Annotated in this window: 15 protein-coding genes and 1 pseudogene; all 16 read left to right on the top strand. The window is 30.0% G+C overall.

Features of this window, described 5'->3' with window-relative positions; translation table 11 throughout:
• Positions 1-12: 12 nt before the first annotated feature.
• Positions 13-285 (top strand): hypothetical protein, encoded by a 273-nt coding sequence (locus tag JCM14822_RS09880; RefSeq protein WP_054741975.1) that lies wholly within the window; start codon positions 13-15, stop codon positions 283-285.
• Positions 286-350: 65 nt separating this feature from the next.
• Complete coding sequence (locus tag JCM14822_RS09875; protein ID WP_083461368.1) at positions 351-761, top strand: GtrA family protein; 411 nt, start codon at positions 351-353, stop codon at positions 759-761.
• Between the two features lie 12 nt (positions 762-773).
• On the top strand, positions 774-1511 hold the full coding sequence (locus JCM14822_RS09870; RefSeq protein ID WP_306307328.1) for a glycosyltransferase family 2 protein: 738 nt from the start codon (positions 774-776) through the stop codon (positions 1509-1511).
• A gap of 464 nt (positions 1512-1975) precedes the next feature.
• Positions 1976-2854, top strand: a complete 879-nt coding sequence (gene rfbA / locus JCM14822_RS09865) for a glucose-1-phosphate thymidylyltransferase RfbA (protein WP_054741973.1) — start codon at positions 1976-1978, stop codon at positions 2852-2854.
• A 66-nt stretch (positions 2855-2920) separates the two neighbouring features.
• Positions 2921-3967 carry a dTDP-glucose 4,6-dehydratase gene (gene rfbB, locus JCM14822_RS09860; RefSeq protein WP_054741969.1) on the top strand — a complete coding sequence of 349 codons (1047 nt, stop codon included), beginning with the start codon at positions 2921-2923 and terminating at the stop codon, positions 3965-3967.
• A 15-nt stretch (positions 3968-3982) separates the two neighbouring features.
• Positions 3983-5347, top strand: coding sequence for an ABC transporter permease (locus JCM14822_RS21850; RefSeq protein WP_054741967.1), 1365 nt, complete (start codon positions 3983-3985; stop codon positions 5345-5347).
• A gap of 16 nt (positions 5348-5363) precedes the next feature.
• Complete coding sequence (locus JCM14822_RS09850; RefSeq protein WP_054741966.1) at positions 5364-6623, top strand: ABC transporter ATP-binding protein; 1260 nt, start codon at positions 5364-5366, stop codon at positions 6621-6623.
• Positions 6624-6643: 20 nt separating this feature from the next.
• On the top strand, positions 6644-9094 hold the full coding sequence (locus tag JCM14822_RS09845) for a glycosyltransferase (protein ID WP_054741964.1): 2451 nt from the start codon (positions 6644-6646) through the stop codon (positions 9092-9094).
• Positions 9095-9210: 116 nt separating this feature from the next.
• A complete protein-coding gene (locus tag JCM14822_RS09840; protein ID WP_054741962.1) occupies positions 9211-10026 on the top strand; it encodes a glycosyltransferase family 4 protein in 816 nt (271 codons plus the stop codon).
• Between the two features lie 19 nt (positions 10027-10045).
• Positions 10046-11074: a GHMP family kinase ATP-binding protein gene (locus JCM14822_RS09835; RefSeq protein WP_054741959.1), complete on the top strand. Its 1029-nt coding sequence runs from the start codon at positions 10046-10048 to the stop codon at positions 11072-11074.
• A 32-nt stretch (positions 11075-11106) separates the two neighbouring features.
• Complete coding sequence (locus JCM14822_RS09830; RefSeq protein ID WP_278287201.1) at positions 11107-11691, top strand: D-sedoheptulose-7-phosphate isomerase; 585 nt, start codon at positions 11107-11109, stop codon at positions 11689-11691.
• Positions 11692-12375: a nucleotidyltransferase family protein gene (locus JCM14822_RS09825; protein ID WP_054741955.1), complete on the top strand. Its 684-nt coding sequence runs from the start codon at positions 11692-11694 to the stop codon at positions 12373-12375.
• 36 nt (positions 12376-12411) lie between these two features.
• Positions 12412-12936, top strand: a complete 525-nt coding sequence (locus JCM14822_RS09820) for a D-glycero-alpha-D-manno-heptose-1,7-bisphosphate 7-phosphatase (protein WP_054741953.1) — start codon at positions 12412-12414, stop codon at positions 12934-12936.
• Positions 12933-14498 (top strand): acyltransferase family protein, encoded by a 1566-nt coding sequence (locus JCM14822_RS09815; protein WP_054741952.1) that lies wholly within the window; start codon positions 12933-12935, stop codon positions 14496-14498. The genes JCM14822_RS09820 and JCM14822_RS09815 overlap by 4 nt, the downstream gene beginning before the upstream one ends.
• Positions 14499-14570: 72 nt before the next feature.
• Positions 14571-15176, top strand: a complete 606-nt coding sequence (locus tag JCM14822_RS09810; protein ID WP_054741951.1) for a hypothetical protein — start codon at positions 14571-14573, stop codon at positions 15174-15176.
• Positions 15177-15250: 74 nt separating this feature from the next.
• Positions 15251-15423, top strand: a pseudogene (locus JCM14822_RS21845) (transposase); the annotation flags it as partial.

Genomic DNA, 15423 nt, shown 5'->3' with positions numbered 1-15423 from the left:
GATGTGGTTATTATGGCTGTAAAAGATGAAGTAAGTTCGAAGTTTACTGATGAAATGAATCATGCTATGAAGCAGCTAGGATTCGTAAAATCTCTAAAGGACAAGAGAAGATATAGTTACATTGGTGTATTAAATGATGGTAAAGTCATTTATGAAGAATTTTTAGAAGGAAAATTAGAAATAAGCCTTAATGTAGAGGGCATTAATGTTGAAATTTTAAGTGCCGGCTTTGGAGTGGGGAATACAGTAAGTATTTTAATTAATGATAAAGAATATGCTTATTAAAAGAACAAATATTAAGCCTAAGATTGTAGAAGGGTCAATTCAAGATATTGAGGGAGAAGAGTTTGATGAAGCAAGCTAAGATAATGCTAGGTATGTTATTTAATAAGTATAAGAAGTATATTTTATATATTATAGTAGGTGGATTCACAACATTAGTAAATTTAATAATTTATGCAGTAGTAAGGTACGGCGGTATGCACTTAACCGTTGCAAATTTAATAGCATTTATTGGTGCAGTGATTTTTGCTTATATTACAAATAAGTATTTTGTATTTCAAACGGATTCTAATCAAGAAATAAGTCTTAAAGAGTTTGGTAAGTTTGCAGGAATGCGAGTAGGAAGTTTTGTAGTAGAAACAGTATTACTAGTTTTACTTGTACAAATTATACCGTATGAAATAATCTTGAAAGTACTTATTGGAATTATAGTGATTATCTTAAACTATGTAATCAGTAATAAATTTGTATTTAAATAAAGGAGACACTAGATGATTTCTATCGTCATTCCAAATTATAATGGTAACAAGTATTTAAAGGAATGTTTAGATTCAGTATATGCTCAAAGTTTCAAGGACTTCGAAATGATTATCATCGACAATGCTTCAACAGATGGTTCATATGAGTGGTTAGAAGCTTATCTAGATATTCAATTCAAAAGACTAGATCAGAACTATGGCTTTAGTAGAGCTGTTAATGAAGGAATTTACTTAGCAAAAGGTGAGTATGTACTACTTTTAAATAATGATACGATTATGGCACCGAATTTTTTAGAAGAGATTTTAAAAGATATGCAGGCACATCCAAAGGCTTTTGCAGTATGTAGTAAAATGATTCAATATCATCATCCAGATTTAATAGATGATGCTGGAGATGAGTATAGTTTAATGGGCTGGACACGTAAAAGAGGTGACAATGAATCTGTTACGAGATATACGAAATCAGAAAATGTATTTAGTTCCTGTGCAGGAGCCGCATTATATCGTAAGGCTGTGTTTGAAGAGATTGGCTACTTCGATGAAACCTTTTTTGCTTATATGGAAGATGTAGATATAAGTTATCGCGCTAGAATCTATGGTTATGAAAATAGATATTGCGCATCAGCGCAGATTCATCATATAGGAAGTGCCACTTCAGGAAGCCGTTATAATGCTTTTAAAGTAAGACTTGCAGCACAAAATAACATTTATGTGCCTATAAAAATATGCCACTTGTACAACTTATATTAAATGGTCCATTTTTATTAATGGGTTATTTCATTAAGTATATATTTTTTATAAGGAAAGGATTCGGTAAAGCTTATAGAGAAGGCCTGAAAAATGGCATTCAAGGCATTAAAAAATAGATAAAGTACCATTTAAATGGTCATATCTATTAAACTATATTTATATAGAAGGAATGCTGATTAAAAACACGATTAACTTTGTAACCAAAAAGTAACAAAATATAATAAAACGTAATAATAGTCATATCACATGAAGGAGCTTATAAGATTAGTAAAATATTAATCTTATAAGCTCTTTATTATTGTATAAAATGAAGTACGAAAAAGGAAACAAAAGGAAACAAAGTAAAAAAATATACAAATTTACCCTATATTATAAAAATATAGAATAAATAGTCACAGTGTGATAAGATATATATGTTAAAGTTTGAATATAGAAAATAAATATATTTATGAGGTGATATATAAATGAAGGGAATTATACTTGCAGGTGGTTCAGGCACAAGGCTTTATCCTATTACAAAAGCAGTATCTAAACAAATCCTGCCAATTTATGATAAGCCAATGATTTATTATCCACTTTCTACATTAATGTTAGCTGGGATTAATGAAGTACTTATTATTTCAACACCTAGAGATGTAGTTGTATTTGAAGAATTATTAGGTGATGGTCATCAGCTTGGCATGAAAATCGAATATGCAGTTCAAGAAGCACCAAATGGTTTAGCAGAAGCCTTTATTATTGGGGAAAAATTCATAGGAGATGACAATGTTGCGCTCGTATTAGGTGATAACATTTTCTATGGTAAAGGTTTCACAGGCACATTACAAGATGCCGCTAAATTACAAGATGGGGCTATTATTTTTGGCTATTATGTAAGTAATCCAGAAGCTTTCGGGGTTGTGGAATTTGATAGAGATTGGAACGTATTATCTATAGAAGAAAAACCAAAAGAACCTAAATCACATTATGCAGTACCAGGTCTTTATTTCTATGATAATAACGTTATAAAAATTGCTAAGACTATTACACCTTCAGCAAGAGGTGAATTAGAAATTACAGCAGTTAATGAAGCTTATCTTAAAGAAAATAAGTTAAAGGTTGAGCTCTTCGGACGTGGTATGGCATGGCTGGATACAGGAACTTGCGAAGGTTTAACAGAAGCTGCTAGCTTTGTACAAGCAGTTCAAAAGCGTCAATCTCTTTATGTAGCATGTATTGAAGAGATTGCTTATAGACAAGGATGGATTACAAAGGAAGAACTCATTACATTAGCACAGCAAATGATTAAAACAGAATATGGTCAATATATGATGCAAATTGCTAATGAAGAATTTACAAGATAAGAAGCTTAATCAGATTAGGATTTATAAAATAAAAATAAAGAAAATAGATAAGACATGGAGGAAATTATGAAGAATATATTAGTAACAGGTGGGGCAGGTTTCATTGGAAGTAACTTTGTAAAATACATGTTAGAAACTTATGATTATAACATTGTTAATATTGATAGTCTTACATATGCAGGTAACTTAGAAAACTTAAAAGAAGTAGAAAATAATCCTCATTATACTTTTGTAAAAGGAGACATTAGGGATCGTGAAGTATTAGATACTATCTTCAAAGAACACAACATCGATACAGTTGTTAACTTCGCAGCTGAATCACATGTAGACCGCAGTATTGAAGATCCTGAAATCTTCCTTAGTACAAATGTTTTAGGAACTCAAGCATTACTTGATACAGCTAAAAAATATTGGAAAGTAAATCCGGAAGATAAACATTGCCGTCTATTTAAAGAAGGCGTTAAATATCTTCAAGTTTCAACTGATGAAGTATACGGTACATTAGGGAAAGAAGGTATGTTTAAAGAAACAACACCACTTGCACCAAATAGTCCATATTCAGCTTCAAAAACAGGTGCAGACCTTATCGTAAGAGCTTATCATGAAACATTCGGTATGCCTATTAACATTACAAGATGCTCAAACAACTATGGTCCATACCAATTCCCAGAAAAACTCATTCCACTTATGATTAACAACTGCTTAAAAGGAAAAGATTTACCTGTTTATGGAGATGGTATGCAAATCCGCGACTGGCTTCATGTAAAAGATCACTGCACAGGTATTAGCACAGTACTTCATAGAGGAAGAATTGGTGAAGTTTATAATATCGGTGGTAACAATGAAAAAGCAAATATTGAAATCGTAAAACTTATTATCAGTAACTTAGGAAAATCAGAAGACCTCATTAAATATGTAAAAGATAGACCAGGTCATGACAGAAGATATGCTATTGATAATACTAAAATCACTACAGAATTAGGTTGGAGTCCAAGCTATACATTTGAACAAGGCATTAAAGAAACAATTGAATGGTATTTAGCAAACGAAGAGTGGATGGAAAAAATCGTGAGTGGTGATTATATGAAGTACTATGAAGAAATGTATAAATAGAAAAGAGAAGATAATATGAGGGTAAAGTATAAAAGTTTAATAGTAACTTTAATTATAGTTATACTTAATATTCTAGTATTAAGGTTTGTGGAATTACCTAAAGATAATAATATGCAATTGTCATATGCAGCTGTAGGAAATTTTAAAACCGTATATCAAACACTATATAGTGATAGTAATGTGTTTGATGGACGTCATTGTGTAGAAATGGTTTATGAAAAAAAAGGGGACAAGCAAGAACTTACTTTTGATCTACCTAGTGAATATAAGTGGATTCGTTTGGACTTTGGTAATTATATAGATCATATAAATTTGAGTTGTATTGAATTAAGTTATATGAAACAGAAGATAGATTTAAGTTCTCGTATATTAAGAGAAGGCAATATAAGTAATGATATCGGAAATATTACAACAACGGCAGATGGTAATATTGAAGTGGATGTTGTGGGTGGAGATCCTTATATAGTACTTGATCTTACAGATGTTAAATTTGAAACTGTTGTAGGAATAGAAAATGTGGTGTTTAAAATAATTGTATGTGTACTATTAACAGCTTTAATATTAGTCTTACAAAAATATATGGGAAGTTTAATATCTCTACTAAAAGAACTTAATGTAAACAAGAAACTAATTTGGAACCTTTCTAAAAATGATTTTAGAACAAAATATGCAGGTTCATACTTAGGAATTACTTGGGCATTTGTTCAGCCTATTGTTACTGTAATAATTTATTGGTTTGTATTCCAAGTAGGCTTTAAATCTGCACCAATGAATGATTTCCCGTTTGTTTTATGGCTAATTGCAGGTATGGTACCTTGGTTCTTTTTCAATGAAGCACTTTTAAATGCAACTAACAGTTTATTAGAGTATAACTATTTAGTTAAAAAGGTAGTTTTTAAAATTAGTATTTTACCTATTGTAAAAATCATGTCTTCTTTATATGTACATATTTTCTTTATCGTTTTTGCAAATATTGTATATCTAATTGGTGGACATATGCCAAGTATTTATATGCTACAAGTAGTTTACTATTTATTCTGTACCTTCTTTTTAGTATTAGGGTTATCTTATGCAACATCTGCAATCATTATATTCTTCAAAGATTTAGGACAAATTGTTAATATATTACTTCAGTTTGGAATGTGGTTAACACCAATTATGTGGAGCAATGAAATGATAGGGCCTAGATATCAATGGGTACTTAAAATTAATCCAATGTATTATATTGTAGAAGGATATAGAGATACATTTATTAGGCATGTATGGTTTTGGGAACGTTATAACCAAACAATGTATTTTTGGTTTGTAGCAATTGTTTTATTTGGAGTAGGAGCTTTAATATTTAAAAGATTAAAAGTACATTTTGCAGACGTGTTATAAGAAAGGTGATAGATGTATGGAAGATATAGTTATTAGAGCTAATAATTTAACTAAAATATATAAGTTATATGATAATCCGGTAGATAGACTGAAAGAATCATTAAGCTTAACTAAAAAGAAATATCATAAAGAGCATTATGCTCTTAAAGATATTTCTTTTGAAATTAAAAAAGGAGAAACGGTGGGGATTATTGGAACCAATGGCTCTGGTAAATCAACGTTATTAAAGATAATAACCGGTGTACTCAATAGGACAGATGGAGAACTTGAAGTGAAAGGGAAAATATCTGCTCTTTTAGAGTTAGGAGCGGGTTTTAATATGGAATATACAGGGAGAGAAAATATTTATTTAAATGGGACAATGCTGGGATATTCTAAAGAAGAAATGGATGAAAAGCTAGATGACATTATTGAATTTGCAGATATTGGTTACTTTATAGATCAACCAGTAAAGACATATTCTAGTGGTATGTTTGTAAGGCTTGCATTCGCAGTATCTATAAATGTAAATCCAGAAATATTAATTATAGATGAGGCTCTTTCGGTAGGAGATATACGTTTTCAACAAAAGTGTTATAGAAAAATTGAAGAATTCAAGGAAAATAAGACTGTTATTATGGTATCTCATGATATAGGCAGTATTAATAAGTTTTCAGACCGTGTCATATGGATTGAACAAGGAAAGCTTATGGGTGTAGGAAAACCTATGGAGATTTCCAAACAATATCAAGCGTACTTAATGGATTCTAAGATTTCGCATAATGCAAGTACTCAAAAGGCAAGTAGTGTTAATTATAATTTAGAATCTGTATTGAATAAAATTGATGAGAGCTTTGAAGTTTATGGAGATAAAAGAGCAATTATAGAAGCAGTAGGTTTAGTTGATGAGAATAATGTACCGTTAGAGATAGTAACAGAAGAGACGGCTGTTAGATTCTTAATGAAAGTAAGATATGATGAAGATTTAGTTAATCCGATAGTGGGTTTTACTATTAATGATAGATTGGGAAATATTATTTTCCAAAGTAATAGTTATGTATTAGATGCAAGTATAGATAGTTCCCAAGAAGTTGCATTATATGAATTTAAATTCAAGATGCCACCACTAAATCAAGGAACTTATACAATTTCGCCAGCAGTTGCGTCAGGTGTTCAAGAACAACATATGCAACATAATTGGGTGCACGATGCATATATCTTTAATTTTATAACGAAGAGTAATTATGCACTTCAAGGGACCTTGTATATGACTAATATAGAATTTGGAGTTGTATAAACAGGTAAAAGGAGAAAATTATGGAATTTACGGGAGAACGTTTTATACCAGATGAAGAATTAGACATGGAGATAACCGTTGAGCATTTACAACGCTATGAAGCAATATGTAAGCTTGCTAGTGAAAAAGTTGTATTAGATGCAGCTTCTGGTGAGGGATATGGAAGTGCTTTAATAGCTCAGTATGCTAAAGAGGTATATGGACTAGATATTAGTAGAGAAGCAGTTGAGAATGCAAATAAAAAATATATAAAAGACAACTTAAATTACATAGAAGGTAGTGTAACTAATATTCCATTAGAAGATAACAGTGTAGATATGGTTGTTTCATTTGAAACGATTGAACATATTGATGAAACAGCACAGCTCCAGTTTATGAAAGAAATTAAGCGAGTATTAAAGGAAGACGGGATGTTAGTTATTTCTACACCAAACAAAAAAGTCTATTCAGAAGAGTTTAATTTTGCTAATAAGTTTCATGTAAGAGAATTTTACAAAGATGAATTCATTAATATGATTCAATCAGAGTTTAACAACTATGAAATGTATTGTCAGTTTAAAGAAGTGGCTTACTATCTAACAAAAGATGATGAGAATACTTGCCTGAAAAAAGGTAATTATAGTGAAGACTTTGCAAAATATTATGTATGTATAGCAAGTAATCAAGCCATTAAGCATGATATCTTATCAAATATTACAATACAAAATGAAACTGAATACATAAAGAAAATGCATAGGATTTTAGATTTACAAAATGAAGTAGAAAGCAGAAATAATCATATACAAAAACTAGATACTCAAATTGAAGAAAAGGATGAAAGGATAGTACAACTTCAAGATGAGGTAGAAGAAAGAAATATAGGACTTGTTCGATTAAATGATGAAGTAGAAAAATATCAAGGACAAGTTAATAATTTAAATGAAGTTAATCGAGTTATAGAAATGAAACTAGAAGAAAAGATTCAAGAACTAGAAATTAAAGACAGAGAACTAGAAATTAAAGACAGAGAACTAGAAATTAAAGACAGAGAACTAGAAATTAAAGACAAGGAATTAGAAATTAAGATTAAACAACTAGAAGAAAGCAATAATAAATTAGAAGAATATACTAAGCAGAACTTAAACTTAAGTGATGAGTTAGCATTAATAAAATTTGAGCTAGAACAAAAGATTCACGAATTAGATGTTATTTATCATTCTACAGGTTGGAAGATGCTTATTGCATTATATAAAGTAAGAGATAGTATTTTCCCAAAAGATACTAAGAGAAGACTTTTTGTAAAGATTGTTAAAAAAGTAGTAACACGTCCAGGATTCTATATTAAGCACTTAAATAAAGATAACTTAAAGAAGTTTTTTAAATATATGAAGAGCGAAGATCCTGAAATGATTGCAGACAGATTTGATAAATATGAAGTTAAACAAGATAGTGTACCAATAGAAAAAATAGAAATTATTAAATCCGAAGTTTGCACAGATGAGATTGTATTTAATTATGAAGAAAATCCAACAGTAACGATTATTATTCCTGTTTATAATCAGTATGAATATACATATAACTGTTTAAAAAGTATTAAAGAAAATACACAAGATGTTACATATGAAATTATCATTGCTGATGATGTATCTTCTGATGAAACAGCAAATATTAAAGAATATGTTAAAAATATCACTGTTATTAGAAATGAGAAGAATTTAGGATTCCTATTAAATTGTAATAATGCAGCTCAAAAAGCTCGTGGTAAGTATGTCCACTTCTTAAATAATGATACGCAAGTTCAACCAGGATGGTTATCAAGTTTAGTAGAACTTATTGAGAGTGATGAAAAAATAGGAATGGTAGGTTCTAAGCTAGTTTATCCTACAGGACAATTACAAGAAGCTGGTGGAATCCTATGGGAAGATGGTAGTGCATGGAATTATGGTAGAAATGATGATCCAGAAAAATCAGAGTATAACTATGTAAAAGAAGCCGATTATATTTCAGGTGCAAGTATTTTATTAAGTAAAAAGTTATGGGATGAAATTGGAGGGTTTGATGAGAGATATATTCCTGCATATTGTGAAGATAGTGATCTAGCATTTGAAGTAAGAAAACATGGCTATAAAGTAATGTATCAACCAAAATCTGTGATTGTTCACTTTGAAGGGGTATCAAATGGAACAGATACTAATGTTGGACTTAAGGCATATCAAGTAACAAATCAGAAAAAGTTCTATGAAAAATGGGGGCAGGTCTTAAAAGAAGAACATTTCCCAAATGGGCAAAATGTATTTGTTGCACGTGATAAAAAATGTAATCAGAAAACAGTTTTAGTGATTGATCATTATGTACCTCATTATGATAAAGATGCAGGAAGTAAAACGGTATATCAATATTTAAAGATGTTTGTAAGCCAAGGATTTAACGTGAAGTTATTGGTGATAACTTCTTTAGACATGAACCATATACAACAACATTACAACAATTAGGAATAGAAGTCTTATATGGAAGTTACTATGCTCAAAATTATGAGAAATGGATTAAAGAAAATGCAGATTTCATAGATTATGTATTTTGTAATAGACCACATATTACAGAGAAATATATGGACTTTTTAGTATCGAATACAAAAGCAAAAATTATCTATTATGGACATGACCTTCATTTCTTAAGAGAAATGAGAGAATATGAATTAACAGGTGATGAGAAGACTAAAGAAAATTCAGAGCACTGGAAAGTAAAAGAACTAAAATTAATGCGTCAAGCAGACGTAGTTTATTATCCATCACAAATAGAGGCAGATATTATTAATGAGATTGAAGCTGATATTAATGTAAAAGCTATTCCAGCCTATATCTTTGATGATAGTAAAAAGTCAATTGAATATGAGATGAATAATAGAAGCGGTGTCATGTTTATTGGTGGATTTGGACATAAACCAAATGTTGATGCGGTTATATGGTACGTCCAAGAAGTATTACCACATGTATTAGAAAAGAATGATACAATTAAAACTTATATTTTAGGATCAAATCCACCTAAAGAGATTCAAGAACTGGCTTCTAACAATGTAATTATTAAAGGATTCGTAACAGACGAGGAACTTGAGCAATTTTATCGTAGATGCAGAATGTCTATTGTACCTTTAAGATATGGCGCAGGAATTAAAGGTAAAGTAATAGAAGGTATGTATAACCAAATTCCTATTCTTACAACATCTGTTGGGGCAGAAGGTATTTTGAATTCAGAAGACAGTTTAGTAGTTGTTGATGATGCTAAAGAGTATGCAGAAGCATTAGCAAATTTATATGAGGATGAAGAAAAGTTGAAAGATTTATCAGCACATTCTTTACAATATGTAAAAGAAAACTACAGTATGAAAAAGGTTGAAGAAATTGTAGGGGCTGATTTTGATTTTTAATTAAAAAGGAGAATAGAAGATGATAGTAAGATCTAAAACGCCATTACGATTAGGACTTGCAGGGGGAGGAACAGATGTATCGCCATATAGTGATTTATATGGCGGATATGTACTTAATGTAACAATAAATATGTATGCATATTGTACATTAGAGCCAACAGACGATGGCAAGATTACATTTCATGCAGTAGACAGAGATGAAGTATATACAACAGATAGTAAAGAATACTTAGAGATTGATGATACACTTATTTTACATAAAGGAGTTTATAATCGCATTGTAAAAGATTATAACGGAGGTAAACCTCTTTCATTTAAAATGACAACATATTCTGATGCACCAGCAGGTTCAGGACTTGGGACATCTTCAACAATGGTAGTTACTATTTTAAAAGCTTATGCAGAGTGGCTTAATCTGCCATTAGGGGAATATGATTTAGCGTATTTAGCATATGAAATAGAAAGAAAAGATCTTAAATTATCTGGTGGTAAACAGGATCAGTATGCTGCCACATTTGGTGGATTAAATTTCATGGAATTTTATAGTGATGATAAAGTAATTGTTAATCCATTACGTGTAAAAGAGTGGATTAAAAATGAGTTAGAAAGTTCTCTTGTATTATTTTATACAGGAACTTCAAGACAATCAGCTAAAATTATTGATGAACAGATTAAGAATGCGCAGACAAAAGAAGAAAAAAGTATTGAAGCAATGCATGCTATCAAACAAGGTGCTTCAATAATGAAAGAGGCACTCTTAAAAGGAGATTTTGATACATTTACTCAGTGTGTATTAGATGGCTGGAAAGCTAAAAAACAAATGGCAAAAGTTATTACAAATAATGTGATTGATGATGCTTATGATTTTGCTATCAAACATGGTGCTAAAGCAGCTAAGATATCTGGTGCTGGTGGTGGTGGATTTATGATGATTATAGTAGATCCAGTTAATAAGTTCAGTTTAATGCAAGCACTTAAAGAATTAGATGGTAAAGTAATGGATGTTAAAGTTGTGCAAGAGGGAACGCAAGCTTGGATTATATACTAGGGAGATGCTAGAGATATATTATGGAGGTAGATATGAGAGAATATATTGTAAATCAAATTAGAGATTCTTATGAAACTAAAATGAGATTAATGGAAAATGCAGAAATACTAGAAGTTATCAAAAAGGTAGCAGAAGTTACAATTGAAGCATATAGAAGTGGAAAGAAAACACTTATTGCAGGTAATGGAGGAAGTGCGGCTGATGCACAACATATGGCAGGAGAATTTGTAAGCCGTTTTTATTTTGATAGACCAGGTTTACCAGCATTAGCATTAACTACAGATACTTCAATTTTAACGGCTATTGGTAATGATTATGGCTATGAACGTGTATTTGCTAGACAAATTCAAGCTAATGGTAATGAAGGAGATATTTTCTTTGGTATTTCTACATCAGGAAATTCACCTAATGTAGTAGCGGCTATTGAAGAATGTAAGAAAAAAGGTATCGTAACAGTTGGTTTAGTAGGAGCTAAAGCATGTAAAATGGATGAATTGTGTGATTATATCATTAAAATACCATCTACTGAAACTCCTAGAATACAAGAATCACATCTGCTTATTGAACATATGATTTGTGCTTTAGTAGAAGAAGCTATATTTGGAAGGGGATTTTAGATGGAAGCAATTATACTAGCAGGAGGGTTAGGGACAAGACTTAGAGAAGCTGTAAAAGATGTACCTAAACCTATGGCACCTGTAAATGATAGGCCATTTTTACAATATATTTTAGAGTATTTAGGAAAGCATAATATAGTAAAAGTAGTTTTAGCAGTAGGTTATAAATGGGAAGTTATTAGAGATTATTTTGGAAATCAATATAAAGATATAAAAATAGAGTATTCTGTGGAAGAAGAGCAGTTAGGGACAGGCGGTGCAATTAAACAAGCATTGGCTCAATGTGATGAAGAAGATATTTTCGTTATCAATGGCGATACATATTTTGATGTGAATTTATTAGATATGCTAAATCATCATAAAGAAACAGGTGCCCAGTTAACAATAGCTACTAAAAAGATGTATGAATTTGATCGTTATGGGACTGTACAATCTGATGATAACCGAATCGTTAAATTTGAAGAAAAGAAGTTTAATATGGAAGGCAGTATTAATGGTGGCATATATCTTTTGAAAAAATCTCTATTAAATACTATAGTAGAAAAGAAATTCTCTTTTGAAAAGGATATTATGGAGAAACTTGTAACTGAAAGATTCTTTAGTGCATTTGAAAGCAATACATATTTTATGGATATTGGTATACCAAGTGATTATAAGCAATTTCAGGAAGATATGGACGCATAGTCTCATATCTTCTTGATATAAGATAGGAGTAAAATAGTGAATAAAGCAGTGTTTTTAGATAGGGATGGAACAATCAATGTAGAAAAGAACTATCTTTATAAAATAGAAGACTTTGAATTTATTCAAGGTGTACCGGAAGCAATTAAATTATTAAATGATGCTGGATACTTAGTAATTGTCATAACAAATCAAGCAGGTATTGCTCGTGGGTATTATACAGAAGAAGATATGCATAAGTTACACAGATATATCAATCAAGAGTTGATCAAATATGGTGCACATATAGATGCATATTATTTTTGTCCGCATCATCCCGTACATGGCATAGGTGAGTATAAAAAGGACTGCAATTGCAGAAAACCTAAGACTGGTATGTTAGAAGCTGCTATTAAGGACTTTGATATAGATGTGTCTAAGAGTTATATGTTCGGAGATAAAGAATGGGATGTAGAAGCAGGAGAAAGAATGGGAGTGTTAGGATTTAGAGTAGATGAGCATGAAAATGAATTATTACAGAAAGTTAAAACTATTGTAGAAAGGGAGTATATAGAGAATAAGTGAAAATAGAAGAAGCAATACAAATGAAGAATATAAGCATAAGTGAGAATCAAACTAAACGTATTAAATGGATTGATATCTATAAAGGTATAGCAATTATAACGGTGATATTAGGACATACTGCAGGTATGATGCCTAGATATGTATATCTTTTCCATATGGCAGCATTCTTTTTTATTTCGGGTTATACAGAGAAGTTTGAAGAAAAAAGTATCCTAGAGATATTTAGAAATAAAGTAAATTCTCTGATTATACCATACATAGGAATAAATGTATTCGCATTAATAATTAGAGGAATACTAGAAGTATTTCACATCCAGGGGATGTTTTATAATGAATGTATTAATTTAACTAATATAAAGAGTTATCTTAGAGAATTATTGAGGATTAATTGGACTGCAGATTTAGCTGGTGCAACATGGTTTTTAATAGCATTATTCTGGGCATTTATAGTAGCTAAATTATTAGTTTATATAACAAAAAATGAGATAAATATTATAACAGTAGTTATTACATTAGTAATTTTCTTAGGTGTATATAAGATATTTGAAGCAGATATTTTTATAAAATATTTTTTTGATTTAGGTCTGAATGCAACATTCTATGTAGTATTGGGAAGATATATTTATAAAAAGCAATGGCTAGAAAAAACTAAAATAAGAAACAATAAACTGGTTATTTTAAGTACTATAATATATTTTTATATATTTGGAAATGTATTACATAACACGGTTGATTATCCTAGCAGATGTTTTAATAATCCTTATATGGATATTTTATGTTCGATTATAGGGATTATTTTAATATATAATATTTCTATAAAAATAGAAAACAGTAGATATAGTGAGTATATAGAGTACTTTGGAAAAAGTTCATTAGGTTTATTAGGAATTCATTTCTTTATTATACGAATAATTTTTGTAGGTGAAGTTATTATAAGTGTTTCAGAAGTATCAATGTTGAAAAACTTAATACCTACAGGTGAGAAATATGATTGTTTTATATATACAGTATTAGTACTTTATATATTTAAAAAGATGAACGATAAACTTTCAAGAAATCGAGTTTATAGTACCGTGTTTTTAGGAAAATATAAAGGTAATATAATTCAAAATAATAGTTTGAAATGCATTATAACAGTTATATGTGTTGTATTAATGATGGTAGTAGTAGGAACAAGTATTCCATATAATAAAGTGGCTGCTACATTTATGCAAAGCGTTGATAAGAGTAAAATTGTTTTAGATGGGCAATATGAAGATGGATTTGTAGGGGAAAGTGCAAAGTTTTATTATTCAAGTGAAAAAGCTAGACAACTAGATTTAGATATTTGGGTGACAGAATATACAGAACAAAATAAGTTAACTATAGTTAATGGAGAAGAAGAAATTCAATCTATAGATTTAAAATCAGGAGATAATCAAATAGTATTAGATATACCAGCTAATATTAATGGTTATATACAAATGAAGTTTGCTAATACCTTTATTCCAGATGAAATTCAAAAGAATGGTGATAAGCGTCAGTTAAGTGTGGTTATAAAGAAAATACAAATTAAGCCATAGTGATAAAATAGATAAAAATTTATTATAAGCGAGATAAAATTGTGAAAAAATTTTGACAAGAATTTAATCATTATGATGTTACTGCTAGTTATATTAGAAATAATAATAGGAGGATATTGGTGGCAACAAGCATTTAATAAAGAGTACGATATAGTTGTAAAATGTGCTAACATTGAAGGAATAGATGATGTTACTATACCATTACTTTATGATAATAAGAAGTCAACATATCCTTTTGATGGTCAAAATATAACTTATAGCAGCATTATAAAAGAAGATCAACATGTCAGTATAGGATTTAAAGTATATTTAGATAGAATTAATAAGATAAGAATAAATATTCCGAATAAAATTTCAAAATTAAAAGTGTATGAAGTAGATATATTCAATGATATTAAATTAGTTAGGCAAATAGAAGCAAAACAATTTTATGATGCAATTACATATACTCAAAATGTGAATAAACAGATGTTGGAGAATACTCTTATATTAGAGTGTACATCATCAGCAGCATATATAGAAAGTATAACTTTTGGTGATATAGTTAATCTTAGCAACATACGTACGTTTATTATAATTGCTACTACTATAATAGGAATTGTAATAGGTATAGTAGACTACTTATTCATAAAAAGAAGTGAAGAGAAAAATACTAAGATAACGAGTTGTGCTAGTTAAATTTACAAGTAGAATAAGCTCCAATCATATGATATCTTACCCTTACATTACAAAATAGGGGGACATCATATGTCAGAGCTCATTTTAGCAAACGATTTAGAGATATTTCATCTTATGGTTACATCTAAAAAAGAGACTTATTACGGTTTAAAGCTTCATGCTGCAGTTACTTTAGATGGTTATCTTACAGAAATTGAAATTACAGCTGCCAACGTAGATGATTGTGCTATTCTATGGGAATTATTAT

It is taken from the genome of Cellulosilyticum ruminicola JCM 14822, assembly GCF_001311925.1.
Classification (GTDB): domain Bacteria; phylum Bacillota; class Clostridia; order Lachnospirales; family Cellulosilyticaceae; genus Cellulosilyticum; species Cellulosilyticum ruminicola.
The sequence above is the reverse complement of the archived record's forward strand: the minus strand, read 5'-3'. Positions and strand labels throughout refer to the sequence as shown.